Consider the following 16,041-nt stretch of genomic DNA (forward strand, 5'->3'; position numbering starts at 1 on the left):
CGAGTAAATCTTCATATTAATTCTTTGATCCAGTGTGAGCGAGTCCTTGAACATAATAGCGTTGTAAAAAGATGAAGATAATCAGCATTGGCAACGTCGCAACCGTCAAGGCGGCCATCACCTGACCCCACTGAACGGGCTGTTGATTCATAAAGAACTGCAAACCAATTTGAATGGTTCGCATACTATCGTCATTCGCTACAACAAGAGGCCAGAGAAAGTCGTTCCAATGGTTAATAAATAACACAATAGCCACAGTTGCAAACACTGGCTTAGTTAGGGGGACAATAATTCGAACGAAAATCCCTAATTGAGAACATCCATCGATCTTTGCAGCTTCTTCAATTTCTTTTGGAAAATCTAAAAAGAATTGTCTGAATAAAAAGATGGCAAAAGCATTGGCAATGAACGGAACAATTAACCCTGTATATGTATTGACCCATCCCAAGTTAAAAACTAATACATAAAGCGGTAGGAAAATACTTTCTGGTGGAATGATTAGTGTAGCTATGATGACCGCTAGCCAGAAATTTCTGAACGGAAAGTTAAATCTAGCTAACGCATATCCTGCCATGGAATTGACTATCAGACCAAAGATAATGATGCCGATCGTGTAAATCAAACTATTCATGATGTACTTTAATAAATTCACTCGTTCAAAGGCCAAAATGTAGTTTTGGAGATACCCTCCGTCCACTTCATTAGGAAGTGGCGGTAAAAAAGCTTTCACAGACGTCATATCTCTGAAAATTTGAAAATCGTCTTTCATGGATGACATGACCATCCATACGAGAGGAAACAGGAAAATAACTGCTAGAAAACTTAACGTAAGGTAGAGAAAGATTTTTCTTGTGATTGATGTTTTTTTCATAGCCCTTATCCCCTTTCCTCTTTAACAGCAATTCTTTGGATGATCGTAATCACTAACACCATAATCGTAAATACAACCGCCATGGCTGAGGCATAACCGACGTCTCGATAATTAAAGCCAACTTCGTAGATATGATAGACAAGGGATTTCGTTGACCCTAATGGTCCCCCTTGCGTCATAATCATCGGCTGAACAAGTAATTTAAAGGCCGCAATCGTAATTGTAATAAAGATGAATAAAGAAATGTTCTTTAATCCCGGCAACGTCACGTGCAAGAACTTCTGGAACGTAGTCGCTCCATCAATATCAGCCGCTTCATAAAGATGATTAGGTATATTTTGCAGTCCCGCCAAGAAAATCATCATTTGAAACCCTGCTCCTTGCCAAACACTCATGACGATAATGGAATTCATCGCCTGATCAGGGCTAGTTAAGAAAGGCTGTTCCGGAATCCCTAACAAGCTAAGCATCTCATTAATTAACCCTTCATTTGGGTTATACATAAACGTCCATAAGATTGAAACGACTACAAGAGACATAACCACTGGTGAAAAATACGCCGTCCGGAAAAATACTTTGAACCTTAGTTTCTTATTAACTAGTAAAGCTAAACCTAAAGCGACGCCTATTTGAATTGGAACAACGAGAAAAGCAAAATATAAGGTGTTACTAAAAGCTTGACGAAATTCAGCATCCCCAAAAATCATTTGAAAGTTTTCGAAGCCGATAAAATTTTTCTCATTAGGTCTTAAAATATAAAAGTCAGTTAAACTGTAATAAAAGGCTGTTCCCATCGGATAAAGCAAGAAAATACCGAGAAGGAGTAAAGCTGGTGCTAAAAACAAGTATCCAGTAAGAGCTTCTTTGCCTTCCTGCGTTTTTAAACTGTATCTTTTATGAGTTCTCATAGTGGACCACTCCAGATCTCTTTATATTAGGCTCTGTTAACTTTCAATATCGATTATAGTCGGCCCCTTTTGCTTTTTCCTGTTAGTCTTTTCACCAATACGGACCGCTAACAGAGCCTTATATGTAATGAATGGGCCTGATGATCAGACCAGGCCCATCGGATACTAATCTTGGAAACGTCGTAATTCTCTTTCTACTCGTTCTACTTGCTGATTCAAAGTTTCCTCTACATCCTCACCTAATGCGGCTGCATGGAATGCTTGTGCAAAAGCATCAGTCAGAACGGGGTATGCCGGTGTTTGTGGACGAGCGTGAGCCGTTTCTAATACTTGATCTCTCATGACAGACCAAGGCAATTCATCATATTTATCCATTGCATTGAAAGCAGACTCTCTAACTGGAGGCATTCCAGTCACTTCAGAAAGCCCAATTGTAGACTCTTCATTGGTCATCCAATGCATCATTTGAAAAGCTTCTTCTGGGTGTTCACTTAATGTCGTAATCCCATAAGCCATACTACCAGAAGGAGATTTAGGCACTTCTTTATAAGGATAAGGCATCATGCCCCAATTCATGTCAGCATTTTCTGCAGATACGGCAATCCACGGGCCACCTAAAGCCATCGCAGCATTTCCTTCTTCAAATTGCATTTCTCCTGGCGTTAAGCTAACGACACCTTCTTCAAAAAGGGTTTTTATAAACTCTAACGATTCAACTGTTTCTGGGCTGTTTAAATACCCATCAGAAGTGCTTCCATCTTCAGAAATCAATTCTCCATTGTTTGACCATACGAAAGGTCCACCCATGAAGGTCAGCCATTCACCAACACCGTAATTCATAAATAAATTCAATCCATAGCGATCTTCAGTTGTTAAATCTTGGGCTACCGTTAAAAATTCATCCCATGTCCACGCATCTTCAATCGTTGTCGGTGCTTCAATTCCTTCTTCTTCAAAAATGTCCTTATTGTAATAAAGAGGGATAGAAGCTTCCATCGCTCCTAGGGAGTATAATTCTCCATCATAGGACCCCTGTTGGATGATCGAATCTACAAAGTCCTCTAAATCTTCGACGGAGATATACTCATCAATGGAACGAATAATATCAGACTCAGCAAAGCTTGCCACATATGGTCCATCTAATGCTAAAATATCAGGTAAATTCCCAGCTACTAACGCAGCGTTAATGCTATCACTATAAGAACTTCCTCCATCATCAATGATGATTTCCACATTCACAAAAATATCCTCATGGGCTTCATTAAATTCATCTATTCGTTTTATATAAAAATCTGTTTCTTCCTCTCCTGTTTGATGAATCCACATATCTAGTTGAACGGATTCATCACCTGTTGCTTCAACGCCTTGGTCTGCTTCTCCTGTTTCAACGACATCTGACTGTTCTCCATTACTTTCGCCATTGTTAGACTGATTGTTCCCTGCATTATTGGCGTTGTTCTCATCCAGTGATTCCCCACCGGATTCATTTCCTCCACATGCGGCTAATAAAGCTGCGGACATTGACAAAGGTACTAACCATTTAGACATTTTTTTCATAATTGTTTCCCCCTAATAATAATTATTTGAACTAGCATTAAGCAGAACTGCCCTCTTCACCTCCAGTTAGGATATAATACAATCGATTACGTAATCGATTACGTAAGTTTTATAAAAGAGATCATGCCTGCTCCTCCTTTTATTAGGAAGTTAACATGATCCTCTTAGCACGAGTTCTGATGGAAGGCGATAGACTTGGTAAGGCTCCTGGTTCCCTTCAATACGTTTGATTAGCAATTCTACCGCTAATTTCCCCAGTTCAAATGAAGGTTGCTTAACAACTGATAGTGGTGGCGACGTGATTCTTAACCAGTCATAATCATCAAAGCCAATGATCGCAACATCATCTGGAACAGAAATACTCTGTTCTTGAAGATAGTTTACCGCTCCCATTGTCATCACATTGTTTGCAGCGAAAATAGCTGTTACGCCTGATTTAACAAGTTCTCTCGTTAGAGAACGACCTTGATCAAATGTCGCTGGAGCTACTTTCACTAGCTCAGGATCAAACGGTAAATCATAGTTTTCTAAAGCAGCTTTATAAGCTGCCAGTCTTTCATCACTCGTTGTAATTCCCAATGGACCTGTGATGAAACCGATTTTATGATGACCTTTAGTTATCAATAGTTTAATTGCTTCATAAGTACCTGAGCCACTATCAATCAATACAGTATCGCTCATTAAGTCTTTCGGTTGACGGTCAATAAACACTGTTGGGTAGTTCCCCCGTAAATTTTCTTGATAGTCGTGCTCAACGGAGTCAACTGGAGCAATAATCAACCCATCAATAAGTTGGGTATTAAAAACTTTAATTTGATTTTGCTCTACTGCAAGATCTTCACTGCTATTACTTAATATTAAATTGTATCCATGTTCCTTTAACACTTGCTCGATCCCATTCGCAATCGACATAAAGAAGAAATTTGAAGTGTCTGAAGCTACTAAAGGAACTAAAAGTCCAATAATATTTGATTTTCTGCTGCGCAAGCTTCTAGCTACGGAATTAGGACGATAATCTAACTCCTCCATGGCCGCATAAACTTTTTTCTTCGTTTCTTCAGCCACATATCTCGTTTCATTAATCACATGTGAGACGGTAGCTGTCGATACGTCTGCTTTTTGAGCCACATCTTTCATACTAATATTCTCCATAGGCTGATTCCTCATTTTCAAAGATAAGGTGTACGTAATCGATTACGTAACCGTTTACATAAATCATACAATGAGAATATTGTGGAGTCAATACTTTTAATTTTTTTCTCCAATCAATTATTTACCTACTATTATTCGTTCATTTTTGGGTTGTGGGGCGCCCCACTCTCTTTCGCCTTCTTAGAATTCATTTACCGCATCTATTCATTAAGCATATAATGCCTAGAATAATAAAAGGAGGTTGAAAAGATAATGAATCCGGACCACGAACAAGAAGCGCTCCCTGTTGAATTCTTCGATACGTGCGAACAACCATTTTGTGCTTCAAGGGATGACTTTGCTCCTGCTTTTAACGCCCCCGCCTTGATAAACAATGAAATAAGTAGCGTTGATCTATTAAAAGAACGGGGAAAATGGGTCATTTTATTTTTCTATGCCAGTGATTTTACGTTTGTTTGACCGACCGAATTGGCAGCAGTTGCTGCTATTTACGACCATTTTCAACGGCTTAACACCGCTGTGTGGGGGATTAGTACAGACAGCATATACTCCCACAAAGTATTCAAAGAGATCTCTCCATCAGCTCAACAAGTACAATTCCCATTAGTTAGCGATCGAACGCAGAAAATTAGTCGAGCCTACCGCGTCCTAGACGATCAAACTGGTGCCACGTTTAGAGCGACGATCATTGTGAACCCCGAGGGCGTTATTGTATCGAAAATGATTTATCCAAGAGAAGTAGGCCGCAACGCTTTTGAAATTTTAAGAATGATGGAAGGAATTCAATATGGATTAAACACTGGATTAGGTGTGCCAGCTAATTGGGTTCCTGGAATGCCCGGAATTGAGAGAGACCCTGATAAAATAGGCAAAATTTAATTGAAAGCTTTTTAGGGAAATCTAAAAGCAATTTCTATATTAATTGGATTAAAAGTATTCTATATTCTCTAAACACGGTCACCGGTCCGCGTCTGTACCAGTCTGTAATAATGAAAACCGCCCTCTTAATCGAGGGCGGTTTTCATTATTCATTAACAATCTTTTCGTTTCATAGGAGATAATCTGTACGATAATCCTATCAAGAAAGCTTACTTACATCACTTCTTCATATGCCTCATGATCCGTATAAGCACGGGTGTAAAGATGTTCTACATCCTCATCAGTCAAAACCATCAGTCTCTCCATAGACATCTCTCTTACTCGCGATAGAAATTTGATCATGTTTTCTCTTTCTTGCCTTTTCATACAAATCATCTCCTCTTCTGTAGTGATACAGTTAATATTTTATATTTGTATTATATAACAGTGTTTCTTTATTCGTCAACACTAAATTTAAAAAATTTTGAAAATTAGACTTTTAATTAAAAATAAGCGCTCCTAAACCTTATAGGGGCGCTTGTTTTACTAATTTATTATTTTTTTCTTTCGTAAAGATTTAGGTATATACACGCAGTACGGCTCACTTTCCAAGTAATCTCCCGTCATCGCATAAGCTCTTGAACGGGAGCCTCCACATACATGTTTGAATTCACAAACTCCACATTTCCCTTTGTAAAGGTCTGGATTTCTTAATGATTTGAAGAGATCCGACTCTCTGTAAATGACAGGCAAAGGAGTGTCTCTTACGTTTCCAGCTTTTATAGGAAGTAACCCACTCGGATACACGTCGCCCGTGTGCGAAATAAACACAAATCCATTGCCATCGTTCACTCCTTTTGGTGCTCTCCCTAACCCATCTATTTGTCCTGTATTTCCATTTTTCAACGCATCCTCATAGCGAATCTCTGTCCCATTCCTAGCACCGAACTTTTCTCGCATTTTGTTTTGGATCACTACTCGTCGATAATGTTGAGCTGCGGTTGTTTTTATATCAAAGGGAACTCGAGTCGATAACTCATACAGCCATTGAAATACTTTTTCGTGCTGCACAGGAGAGATCATATCTTTTTCTTGACCTCGCCCAGTAGGAACAAGGAAGAACACACTCCATAGGACACAATCTAATTGTTCAATGAGCTGGGCCATTTCTTCTAAGTGATTCACATTATAGTTTGAGATCACGGTGTTAATTTGAATCGGCATCTCCAGTTCATGAAGATAAGTGATAGCATTCATCGTCAAATCAAAGGATCCGCTCGTTCCTCTGAAGTGATCATGAATCTCAGCGTTATGACCATCGAGGCTGAATGCCCACCTTGATAATCCTACTTCTTTCGCTTTTTCCATCGCTTCTTTCGTGACATTTGGAGTAGCAGAAGGAGTCATCGATACTCGCACACCTTTATCTATCGCGTACTTAGCAATATCGAATACGTCTTCTCTCATTAACGGGTCGCCCCCTGTGAAAACGAGCATAGGATTGTTCATGGAGTGAATATCATCAATTAATTTCTTTCCCTCTTCATAGGTTAATTCTTGCGGATGCCGCCTATATTGGGCTTCTGCCCGACAGTGCAGACACTTTAACTCACACGCTCTTGTTAACTCCCAAATCACGATAAATGGATCTTCATGATAATCTCTAGAAAACATAGGAATTCCTCCTGTATTGTTCAACTTATACTCTTAGCTTAAAGCCAGGAAGGAGGTTCCGATGTGATTTACATCACATAATCTACCATTCTTCTGTTACGTTCACATAGTGTTCGGAAAAACTCAAGTTATCATTGTAGAGAAAAGATAATTAAGAACACCAACACAATCATAAAACAAACAGCGAAAATCCACGATCCTGAGTGGTCGCTCGCTGTTGGAGAAGATGGTTCATCTTCATTAGTGAATTCTTCTTCAGCTGTTGGCTGAGGCAAAGTTTCGTCTCTTTTATCCGGCGACAGTGTCTCGTTTAACCGGTTGAATTGTTCAATGATTTCAGCTAAGGCAAATAAAAACGCAGCCGCGAACAATCCGATAAACCAGTAAAGCAAGATCAATGGCCAGTCATAGTAGTATGTATAGCCATCAAAGTCCACTGTTCCAAAGACTAATCCACTGATAACGGATGATAGAAAAATAATGACTGAAACCATTACAAGCAATACAGAGACACGATTACGATATCTCATATCAACACCTCCTCACTCAATAAATTCTTCTATAAAATCCATTATCCTCCTTTTTATGAAAATGATGAGTTCAACTACTATAATCAGCTGCTTAAAATCTACCTCTACTCCGAGGACTAGTTTTAATGGTTTCATTTATCATGATTCTTGCCTGGTTTATTTTGTGGGGGCTACAGGATGTCTCAAACCGACTACAGCTTCCCTCAAACTGCTTACACCTTACTCCAAACCAGCTACAGATCGAGACCAGTTTTGTAAAACCACTAAAAAAAGCCCTCATTCATAATGAGAGCTTTATGTACAATTATTTTTGTACGTTTGTAGCTTGCGGACCACGTTGTCCTTCTTCAATCTCAAATGTGACTGTTTGTCCTTCTTCAAGAGATTTGAATCCATCTCCTTGAATTGCGGAGAAGTGAACGAATACGTCATCTTGTCCTTCTACTTCAATGAAACCAAAACCTTTTTCTGCATTAAACCATTTTACTGTACCTTGTGTCATGTGATATGTTCCTCCTGTTTATGAATGTTTCCCCATCTAGTATGGACAAACCTTCCTAAAATATACAAAAAAAAGATTCCTCTAGAGGAATCTTTTTGTATTATTACTTTTGAACGTTAGCAGCTTGTGGGCCACGTTGTCCTTCTTCGATGTCGAAGCTTACTGCTTGGCCTTCTTCAAGTGTTTTGAAGCCTTCGCCTTGGATCGCAGAGAAGTGAACAAATACGTCGTCTTGTCCTTCTACTTCGATGAAACCGAAACCTTTTTCTGCATTAAACCATTTTACTGTACCTTGTGTCATGAAAAATTCCTCCTGCGTGGGGGTTTCCCACATAATATTACTATTTGAGCTCTTCATTTATTCGTTCAAGATGAAAATAACTTACATGAAGCTTTTCTCTTTCAGTCATATCCGAACGTCAATAAGTTAACCTTAGTGTATCATATCTAAAATAAAAATGAAACTCTTCCTTGAAATTTTTTATTCAAATAGCCTATTTTTTATTATTTCTTTTATCAGCGAGTGATCATCTCGCAAAAAACTTGCTCTCATCCTAGTTGCTACAAGCTTTTTAATCTGGAGCTACCTATTTTTCGTTTCTTCTTTCATGATCTCTAAAAATAAATTTGCAAAGTAAGGGTCAAATTGAGTACCCCTTCCTTCTTTGATGATGTTAAGTGCTCTCTCATAATCCATTCCCTTTAAGTAAGGTCTGTCCGAAGTCATAGCGTCAAAAGCATCCGCCACAGCGAGAAGTCGACCGAACGTTGGAATATCATTTCCTTTCAAGCCTTCGGGATATCCTTTCCCATCGTAACGTTCGTGGTGATATTGTACGCCTGGTAGAATCGGTGTCCACTCTTCTGGTAAGTCAACTTGTTCAAGAATTTTCGTCCCAATGACAGGGTGCTGTTTAATTTGCTCAAATTCCTCCTCTGTCAGTCGGCTCTCTTTAAGTAGGATATGATCACGGATGCCGATTTTACCGATGTCATGTAAAAGAGCAGACTTTTTCAGTAAATCTTCTTGTTTCTCAGGAAAATCAGCTTTTCTGGCGATTCTAACGGCGTAGTTTGCCACTCGTGATGAGTGCCCCGCTGTATAGGGATCTCTCGCATCGAGAGTGGCTGCAAATACCGAGAAGAAGCTATTAATTAATTGGTCGTTTCGATTGTCCCTTTCTTTAATTCCAATCACCATCGAATTAAATCCACTGACTAGATGAGCGAATTCGTCGGAGTATGATTTATCTAACGTCTCGAAATTTCCCTTACCCACTTCTTCAAACCTTCCTCGAAGTTGGTCAATAGGTTCTTGAATGTTTCGATAAAGTAAAATACCGGTAGTAATCGAAATCCCTAAAATGACAAGAACAATAACCAATGCCCAACTCCAATAGTTTTCTAAAGAATAATTGTTGCTTTCCACCGTTCTTATTTGAAGAGCTACGATAAATAACAAGACTGGAAATACAGCTGTAAATAAAGAACTGATGAGTAATTTTACTTTATAACTAATCAATTGATTCGTCTCTAAAAAAAGTTCAACATCCTGTTCTCGTTTCGCTCTTGCATAAATATGATTAGCTAATATCAAGCTTGCACGGTATGTAAGAAAAAACTCAATTAAGGCATGCATCACCGCGATTAAAATGGCTCCAGCCCATGCTAGTGCAATGTAGTAATACTCGAAATGGATCCAGCCGTTGTAAATAAGAATGGCATACAAGATAGAAGCAGGAATAGATAACCCGAATAAATGGGGTCCTAAAATTCTTTGAACGGTTAAAATAGGAAACCTGTGTGCCACTGTAAATGCCTTTTTGAAATCAGTTTCGTTAGGTAGATCAGATTGAAAAAATTTCTTTAATGGACGGATGTGTTTTTTAAATAGAGCCAGCTCTGCTGCAAGCATAATAGCTACGGATACTATCATGACCGTGACTAACAGGAGGATTTCTACTGCGGCCAATTGTAAAGTATGAAAAATAAATACACTGCCTACACCAAACACAGCGATGACGGAACCTAATAAATAATTAAGCACAAGCTGTTTTTGAAACTGCTCAAACACTTTCAATAAACAATCCCCCTCAAGTCGTTTCACTAGTTAAATTATACTCTTAAAGAAAAGGATATACAAAAACACTAGTGCAATAGATTTAGGTGGCCCACAACGTTTTGACGAAAGCTCCAAAGAAACCCTCCCGTAACCTTCTTCACAACAACCTACGAAATAAATTTTCACAAGACTAAAAACACACAAAAAAATAATGAGGCTGCCCCCATTATTTTCGGCTTTCTACAATGCTCTTTGGTCTAACGCTTCTTCTTCATAAATAAGACCGTATACCTTATCTGTCAGTTCACTTGGATGACCATCAAAAATCAGCTCACCTTTCTTTAAAGCCAAGATTCGACTGGCATATTTCTTAGCTAAATCCACGTCATGAACATTGATAATCGTTGTTAAATTTCTCTGTTCATGGAGTGTTCGTATTAGCCGGAAAATACTATCGGAAGTGCTCGGATCCAGGCTTGCGACAGGCTCATCTCCAAGCAGCAGATAAGGTTCTTGCATCATCGCCCTCGCAATACCCACTCGCTGCTTCTGTCCTCCACTTAAGTGCTCTACTCTTCGATTTGCAAAAGAAGCCAGCCCCACCTCTTGAAGATAATAGTCTGCTTGTTTTATTTCTTCCTCTGAGAAGAGGCCTAATAAATTTTGATAAGCCTTCTTCTTTCCAAAACGGCCTGTCAAAACATTTTGCTTCACTGAAAGACGGGGAATCAAATAAAAATGCTGGAAAATCATGCCCATTCCCGTCCGTAAGTTACGCGTCTCTTTCTCAGAAAGTTGACACACTTCTTTTCCAGAAACATGAACAGCCCCCCTTGTCAGAGTCTGCAACCCATTGATCGTGCGGATGAAGGTTGATTTACCCGCTCCGCTACGACCTAGGACACATACAAACTCACCTTCCTTAATTGTTAACGTAAGGTTAGAAAGAGCTGGCTCTGTTTCTTTATCATAAGTAACCGTCACGTTATCCAATGAGAGCATTCGTACCACTCCTCTTCTAAATGACCCTCTTACGAACAATGCCTCCAATGACATCAACGACAATAACGAGGATCATGATAATACTAATCGCCGTCGCCATCGCTTCATAAGCAAGACTGTTATAATAGTTCATTAAGCTTTGACCTAATCCCCCACCGCCAATCATACCAAGGACTAGCGAGGTGCGAATGGCTACTTCGAATCTATAAAAATAATGTGAGAGAACATTAGGCCAAATTTGCGGGATGATTGAAAAAATCTGACCTATTCTTCTTGAAGATCCGACAGACTTCATCGCTTCCTGTGGGCCTGATTCTGCCGCTTCAATCAGTTCAGAGATTAACTTCCCTAACACACCGACATTATGAAGGAAGATCGCCAGCAAAGCCGCAAAAGGACCTAATCCTAACGAAACAACAAAAATAAGTCCAAAAACAATTTCAGGTACAGAACGAACGAGACTTAAACTAGACCGAACCGCGTAATAGCCTGCCTTCGATACGGACGTGTTGGAAGCCGCAAGAAAACTAATAGGCAATGCCAGACAGAGGGCAACCAATGTTCCTAAGAATGCCACCGATAATGTTATTAAAGATTGTTGCAATAAATACGGAACAAGTTCCCACCTCAGTGGCCAAAAGTTTCGCTGAATAAAATCCCACGTGTTTTCCAAGCGGAAGAGAGAAACGAACGAGAACTCTGCTGTTACTGCGCTGAACCATATGGCAATCGCAATGAACAGTACGTAGACAATCAGTCTTTTACGAAACCAAACCATCACATCTGCCCACCTTATTCATCCTCGTCTTCTTCCGGATCCAATAGTCCCATCGTTCTCGCAGCTTCTAAAATACTGTCATATTCATCATGACTTGCTTCAACAAATTCGTCCGCCCCGCCAAAAATAGACAAGATTTCCTCGTCATCGATCGCTAAAAATGCTTCTCGAATCTGATCCTTTCTGTCATCCTCTGTATCATGAGGAACCGCCCAAGGGTATTGATAGAGTTGCTGGGACTCCCAAATGATTTTATATTCCTCTTCCTCAATTGCTCCTTCATTAATCAACGCTTGGAAGATGGCACTATCAATCGCTCCAGCATCTACATGTCCATCTGCGACCACATTGGCCGTAATATCATGGGAGCCTGTAAATCTAACACTGCTAAATTCGTATGATCCTTCATTTTCATAAACATTTCGCTCCATTAATTCAAACCCAGGAATGGTAAAACCAGACGTAGACGACTGACTCCCAAAGGCAAAATCGACTTCCTCCACATCTTCCAATAATTCATCTAACGTTTCCCACGGGGCATCAGGTTGGGTCACGATATAAGAGTAATAATAAGGATTACCATCGATCGATTGGGTGACAACCGCTTCTGCACCACTTTGCTCATAAGCAATCAAATAGGTCACTGGACCAAAGTAGGCTAAATCCACATGACTATAGTTAATAGCCTCCACTACCGCATTGTAGTTCGGGTAATGAGTCACTTCCACAGGCATTTCTAAGTGATCGCTAAGATGGTCTTCTAAACGGGATAGTCCTTCCTCCATCTCGCCAATAGACTGAGACGGAATCACCGCAACTTCAAACAGATCTCTTGATGCTTTTCCCTCTCCTTGCTCTTCATTATTTTCTCCACAAGCTGTTAGGACAATAATGCTACTCATCAATGTCATTGTTAATAATCTTCTTTTCAAAAATTAAACTCCCCTTCTTAACGGATCTGTATCATTCATTATAAAGGAAATTTATAAAAAGTATAATATTTTATTATGAAGTTTCGCTCATCAGGATTCGTTGGGCTAGCTAGGGGCTCATCTTATCCAAATAAAAAAAGAGAGCATTCACTAGAACACTCTCCGTTTAAGAAATGACTATTTTCGTTTAGTCAGCTTATTCATTTCTTCTGTTACAACAAAAGCAAGATCATCATTTCCGAATAAGGATAACACGCCGAGAACGGTATCGTGAGGCACCTCTCCAGCTTCTTCTTTTGAAACCGTTAACTCCAGTGCTTCTTTCAAAGCTTGATTCCCACTTTGTGTAGGATAGGCTTTAAGATAAAGCTCTTCAGGTTCTAAATCATGATTAATACACCATTGGGCAAAGACGAGAATCATCATTTTTTCATCTTTTTGATAGTTTTGAATAATTTGTTCTTCGATTTCATTTTTTGAACTCATAATACTTTACACCCCACCGTTTTATGCTGAGTATATTATAACGAAAAAGCACTTAGATTCATACTAAGAATTCGTTGTTTAAGTGTTGCTTTTCTGTAACATTTAGCATCAATGTAAAATCGATCTTATCGGTACAATTGGGTTAGTGTTCACACAAATCCTGAAAAATGTGGTGATGAGAATGCATAACAAACAACCCCATGCTTCACAAGGCCATCCTCATGGCATGAGTAAAAGCTTCGATTATGATGAAAATCCCTTTATCGTCATCTGGGAAGTTACCCGAGCATGTGAATTACGTTGCGTTCATTGTCGTGCTGACGCGCAAGTTGAACCCCACCCAGAAGAACTTTCTCCCCATGAAGGGATGAAATTGATCGATGATATTTATGAAATGAACAATCCTATGCTTGTATTTACAGGTGGGGACTGCATGATGCGCGAAGACTTATTCGATTTGGCGGAGTATGCTGTGAGTAAAGGAATGCGTGTATCCATGACACCGAGTGCCACCGACAATGTCACAAAAGAGAGAATGAAAAAAGCGAAACAAGTGGGTTTGTCCAGGTGGGGGTTTAGCTTAGATGGTCCAACACCAGAAATACATGATCATTTTAGAGGAACGTCTGGCTCATTTGATTTAACCCTTGAAAAAATCAGCTATTTGAAAGAACTCGGTATGCCTCTACAAATAAACACGGTGATTTCTCGCTACAATTATCATGCTTTAGAAGAAATGGCTGCACTAGTTGAGGAATTAGATGTAGTCATGTGGTACATCTTTTTGCTTGTTCCCACTGGAAGAGGACAAATGAACGCTTGCCTCACCCCTACAGAACATGAAAAAGTCTTTCGCTGGCTGTACGAGTTAAATAAAACATCCAACTTTGACATTAAAACAACAGCAGCTCAACACCATAGACGCGTTGTCATTCAACAAAAAGCTAAAGAAAACAAAATTTCGAAAGATCAAATCAACTATTCAGATTCCATATCTGATACCGCTTCGCTCGTAGACGGTCTAAAGCGTGCACCCAAAGGGGTAAATGACGGAAATGGATTTATTTTCGTTTCTCATAAAGGAGATGTCATGCCGAGTGGCCTCCTTCCTATCAAAGTAGGAAACGTCAAAGATCAACCTCTAAAAAAGATTTACCGAGAATCTCCCGTATTAAAAGAATTGAGAAACCCTGACTTGTATAAAGGAAAATGCGGAGTGTGTGAGTACCGATATGTGTGCGGGGGATCTAGATCTAGAACATACGCTGTCACTGGTGACTATTTAGAAAGCGAACCGTTTTGTGTCTATGTTCCTAAATCTCTAAAAAAACAAGCTCAATAAACGTCTCGTAAAGAGCGATTTGGAGCAGAAAACACCATCCAAGCTAACCATGTTAAAAAATGCCACTCTTCGGCACTTTTTTTGTTATGAATAGAAATAGGATGACAGACTCTCCTGTTTAGTTCACTTACTAGTCTGTTCACAGGGAAATATGATAAAATCAGAGTGGATTAGTGGTCTATGTAACTTTACAAGTAAGGATGATGTCTAGATGATTAACAAAAATTCGCCCATTCCCATCTATTATCAATTAGAAGAAAAAATAAAAGGCCAAATTGAACAAGGGGAATTACAAACAGGAGATATGCTACCTTCCGAGCGTGAATACGCAGATCACTATGCGATAAGTAGAATGACAGTTAGACAAGCTATATCGAAGTTGGTTAATGATGGATATGTCTATCGTAAAAAAGGAACAGGCACGTTCGTAGCGGAAAAGAAAATTGAACAGCCTTTACAAGGGTTAACCAGTTTTACTGAAGATATGAAAGCCCGGGGGATGACTGCGAGCAATCGCCTCATCCACTTTAAGACAATCCCTGCCTCAACGTATGTAGCCCATTCTTTGAACATTCCTGTTGACTCCCCTGTATATGAAATTCAACGCATCCGTCTTGCCGATGGTGTTCCGATGGCGTTAGAGACGAATTTTTTATCAGCTACACTGGTTCAAGGTTTATCAGAAGAAGTAGTCCAATCGTCTCTTTACGACTTCATTGAGAATAAATTAAACAAAAAAATTGGGCATGCTACGCAAATTATTGAGTCATCCATCGTCAACGAGACAGAAATGGAGTTATTAGAAGTAAAGAAAGATTCGCCTGTCTTACTAATAGAACGAAAAACATCTTTAGAAGACGGCACACCTCTTGAGCTAGTTAAGTCATCTTACCGAGCAGATCGCTATAGATTTATTATAAATATGGAAAGAAATTAATCTTAAGGCCAGGTTTCTAATTGGGGGAGCCTGGCCTTTCATGAAATTTTATTTAACATAGGCTTGCTTCGTTACAGATCTTCTAGACTCGTAGCCTCTTAAACTACCCAATTCCTCGTTCATTAATCGTTCCATTTCTTGGAGATCTTGTCTTGTGACTGTGGGATCTTGCTCACTCCACTTCACCATATACACAAAGTGAAAGTTTGGAAAGGAACGAAAAATGACAGGCGAATGAGGGTGGCTGTCAAACCATGCTTTTATCTGATATTTTCTCCCATAACTCCAGTCCGTCAACTCCATGTCCTACACTCCTTAAGTCAATAATTCTATTCTGGGAAGGGTTAATTTTGAAAAAATTCGCACTCCTTCTACCAGCGGAACCTAATATTTTAGAAACCAATGTTTATTATAGGCAAATTATTAGATATTTGCTTCATTATAGCGAAT

18 protein-coding genes are annotated in these 16,041 nt (G+C 39.4%); 3 read left to right on the forward strand and 15 right to left on the reverse strand.

Annotated features, from left to right (window positions below; all coding sequences use genetic code 11):
• Nucleotides 1-16: 16 nt before the first annotated feature.
• The 4 genes from CR194_RS09845 to CR194_RS09860 all read right to left on the reverse strand — a co-directional run bounded on the left by CR194_RS09845 (nt 17) and on the right by CR194_RS09860 (nt 4,488).
• Nucleotides 17-871, reverse strand: coding sequence for a carbohydrate ABC transporter permease (locus CR194_RS09845; RefSeq protein ID WP_110609491.1), 855 nt, complete (start codon nt 869-871; stop codon nt 17-19).
• Nucleotides 872-876: 5 nt separating this feature from the next.
• Nucleotides 877-1,779 carry a carbohydrate ABC transporter permease gene (locus CR194_RS09850; protein WP_110609492.1) on the reverse strand — a complete coding sequence of 301 codons (903 nt, stop codon included), beginning with the start codon at nt 1,777-1,779 and terminating at the stop codon, nt 877-879.
• 165 nt (nt 1,780-1,944) lie between these two features.
• Nucleotides 1,945-3,336: an ABC transporter substrate-binding protein gene (locus tag CR194_RS09855; protein WP_110609493.1), complete on the reverse strand. Its 1,392-nt coding sequence runs from the start codon at nt 3,334-3,336 to the stop codon at nt 1,945-1,947.
• Between the two features lie 150 nt (nt 3,337-3,486).
• Nucleotides 3,487-4,488, reverse strand: a complete 1,002-nt coding sequence (locus tag CR194_RS09860; protein ID WP_199228157.1) for a LacI family DNA-binding transcriptional regulator — start codon at nt 4,486-4,488, stop codon at nt 3,487-3,489.
• 252 nt (nt 4,489-4,740) lie between these two features.
• Here CR194_RS09860 and CR194_RS09870 point away from each other — a divergent pair, with 252 nt between their 5' ends.
• Nucleotides 4,741-5,367: a peroxiredoxin gene (locus CR194_RS09870; protein WP_233254345.1), complete on the forward strand. Its 627-nt coding sequence runs from the start codon at nt 4,741-4,743 to the stop codon at nt 5,365-5,367.
• 213 nt (nt 5,368-5,580) lie between these two features.
• On the opposite strand, the gene CR194_RS09875 is transcribed toward CR194_RS09870, so the two are convergent.
• The 10 genes from CR194_RS09875 to CR194_RS09920 all read right to left on the reverse strand — a co-directional run bounded on the left by CR194_RS09875 (nt 5,581) and on the right by CR194_RS09920 (nt 13,312).
• Nucleotides 5,581-5,733 (reverse strand): BH0509 family protein, encoded by a 153-nt coding sequence (locus CR194_RS09875; protein WP_110609496.1) that lies wholly within the window; start codon nt 5,731-5,733, stop codon nt 5,581-5,583.
• Between the two features lie 159 nt (nt 5,734-5,892).
• Nucleotides 5,893-7,020 carry a TIGR04053 family radical SAM/SPASM domain-containing protein gene (locus CR194_RS09880; RefSeq protein ID WP_110609497.1) on the reverse strand — a complete coding sequence of 376 codons (1,128 nt, stop codon included), beginning with the start codon at nt 7,018-7,020 and terminating at the stop codon, nt 5,893-5,895.
• 131 nt (nt 7,021-7,151) lie between these two features.
• Nucleotides 7,152-7,550, reverse strand: a complete 399-nt coding sequence (locus tag CR194_RS09885; protein WP_110609498.1) for a hypothetical protein — start codon at nt 7,548-7,550, stop codon at nt 7,152-7,154.
• 304 nt (nt 7,551-7,854) lie between these two features.
• Nucleotides 7,855-8,052 (reverse strand): cold-shock protein, encoded by a 198-nt coding sequence (locus tag CR194_RS09890; RefSeq protein WP_110609499.1) that lies wholly within the window; start codon nt 8,050-8,052, stop codon nt 7,855-7,857.
• 103 nt (nt 8,053-8,155) lie between these two features.
• Nucleotides 8,156-8,353, reverse strand: coding sequence for a cold-shock protein (locus CR194_RS09895; protein ID WP_110609500.1), 198 nt, complete (start codon nt 8,351-8,353; stop codon nt 8,156-8,158).
• A gap of 282 nt (nt 8,354-8,635) precedes the next feature.
• Nucleotides 8,636-10,126: an HD-GYP domain-containing protein gene (locus CR194_RS09900; RefSeq protein ID WP_332888669.1), complete on the reverse strand. Its 1,491-nt coding sequence runs from the start codon at nt 10,124-10,126 to the stop codon at nt 8,636-8,638.
• A 228-nt stretch (nt 10,127-10,354) separates the two neighbouring features.
• Nucleotides 10,355-11,116, reverse strand: a complete 762-nt coding sequence (gene phnC / locus CR194_RS09905; protein ID WP_110609502.1) for a phosphonate ABC transporter ATP-binding protein — start codon at nt 11,114-11,116, stop codon at nt 10,355-10,357.
• A 16-nt stretch (nt 11,117-11,132) separates the two neighbouring features.
• The gene (gene phnE / locus CR194_RS09910; RefSeq protein WP_110609503.1) at nt 11,133-11,894 is read right to left on the reverse strand and encodes a phosphonate ABC transporter, permease protein PhnE; all 762 of its coding nucleotides are present in this window, start codon (nt 11,892-11,894) and stop codon (nt 11,133-11,135) included.
• A gap of 14 nt (nt 11,895-11,908) precedes the next feature.
• A complete protein-coding gene (gene phnD, locus CR194_RS09915) occupies nt 11,909-12,826 on the reverse strand; it encodes a phosphate/phosphite/phosphonate ABC transporter substrate-binding protein (RefSeq protein WP_233254306.1) in 918 nt (305 codons plus the stop codon).
• A 177-nt stretch (nt 12,827-13,003) separates the two neighbouring features.
• Nucleotides 13,004-13,312: a hypothetical protein gene (locus CR194_RS09920; protein ID WP_110609504.1), complete on the reverse strand. Its 309-nt coding sequence runs from the start codon at nt 13,310-13,312 to the stop codon at nt 13,004-13,006.
• A 181-nt stretch (nt 13,313-13,493) separates the two neighbouring features.
• On the opposite strand from CR194_RS09920, the gene CR194_RS09925 reads away from it, so the two are divergent.
• Both CR194_RS09925 and CR194_RS09930 read left to right on the forward strand, forming a co-directional pair.
• Nucleotides 13,494-14,654 (forward strand): TIGR04053 family radical SAM/SPASM domain-containing protein, encoded by a 1,161-nt coding sequence (locus CR194_RS09925; RefSeq protein WP_110609505.1) that lies wholly within the window; start codon nt 13,494-13,496, stop codon nt 14,652-14,654.
• 211 nt (nt 14,655-14,865) lie between these two features.
• A complete protein-coding gene (locus CR194_RS09930; RefSeq protein ID WP_110609506.1) occupies nt 14,866-15,591 on the forward strand; it encodes a GntR family transcriptional regulator in 726 nt (241 codons plus the stop codon).
• Nucleotides 15,592-15,639: 48 nt separating this feature from the next.
• On the opposite strand, the gene CR194_RS09935 is transcribed toward CR194_RS09930, so the two are convergent.
• Complete coding sequence (locus CR194_RS09935) at nt 15,640-15,894, reverse strand: hypothetical protein (protein ID WP_110609507.1); 255 nt, start codon at nt 15,892-15,894, stop codon at nt 15,640-15,642.
• Nucleotides 15,895-16,041: the final 147 nt, after the last annotated feature.

Origin of the sequence: Salipaludibacillus keqinensis, from assembly GCF_003226325.1 — a bacterium.
GTDB lineage: Bacteria > Bacillota > Bacilli > Bacillales > Salisediminibacteriaceae > Salipaludibacillus > Salipaludibacillus keqinensis.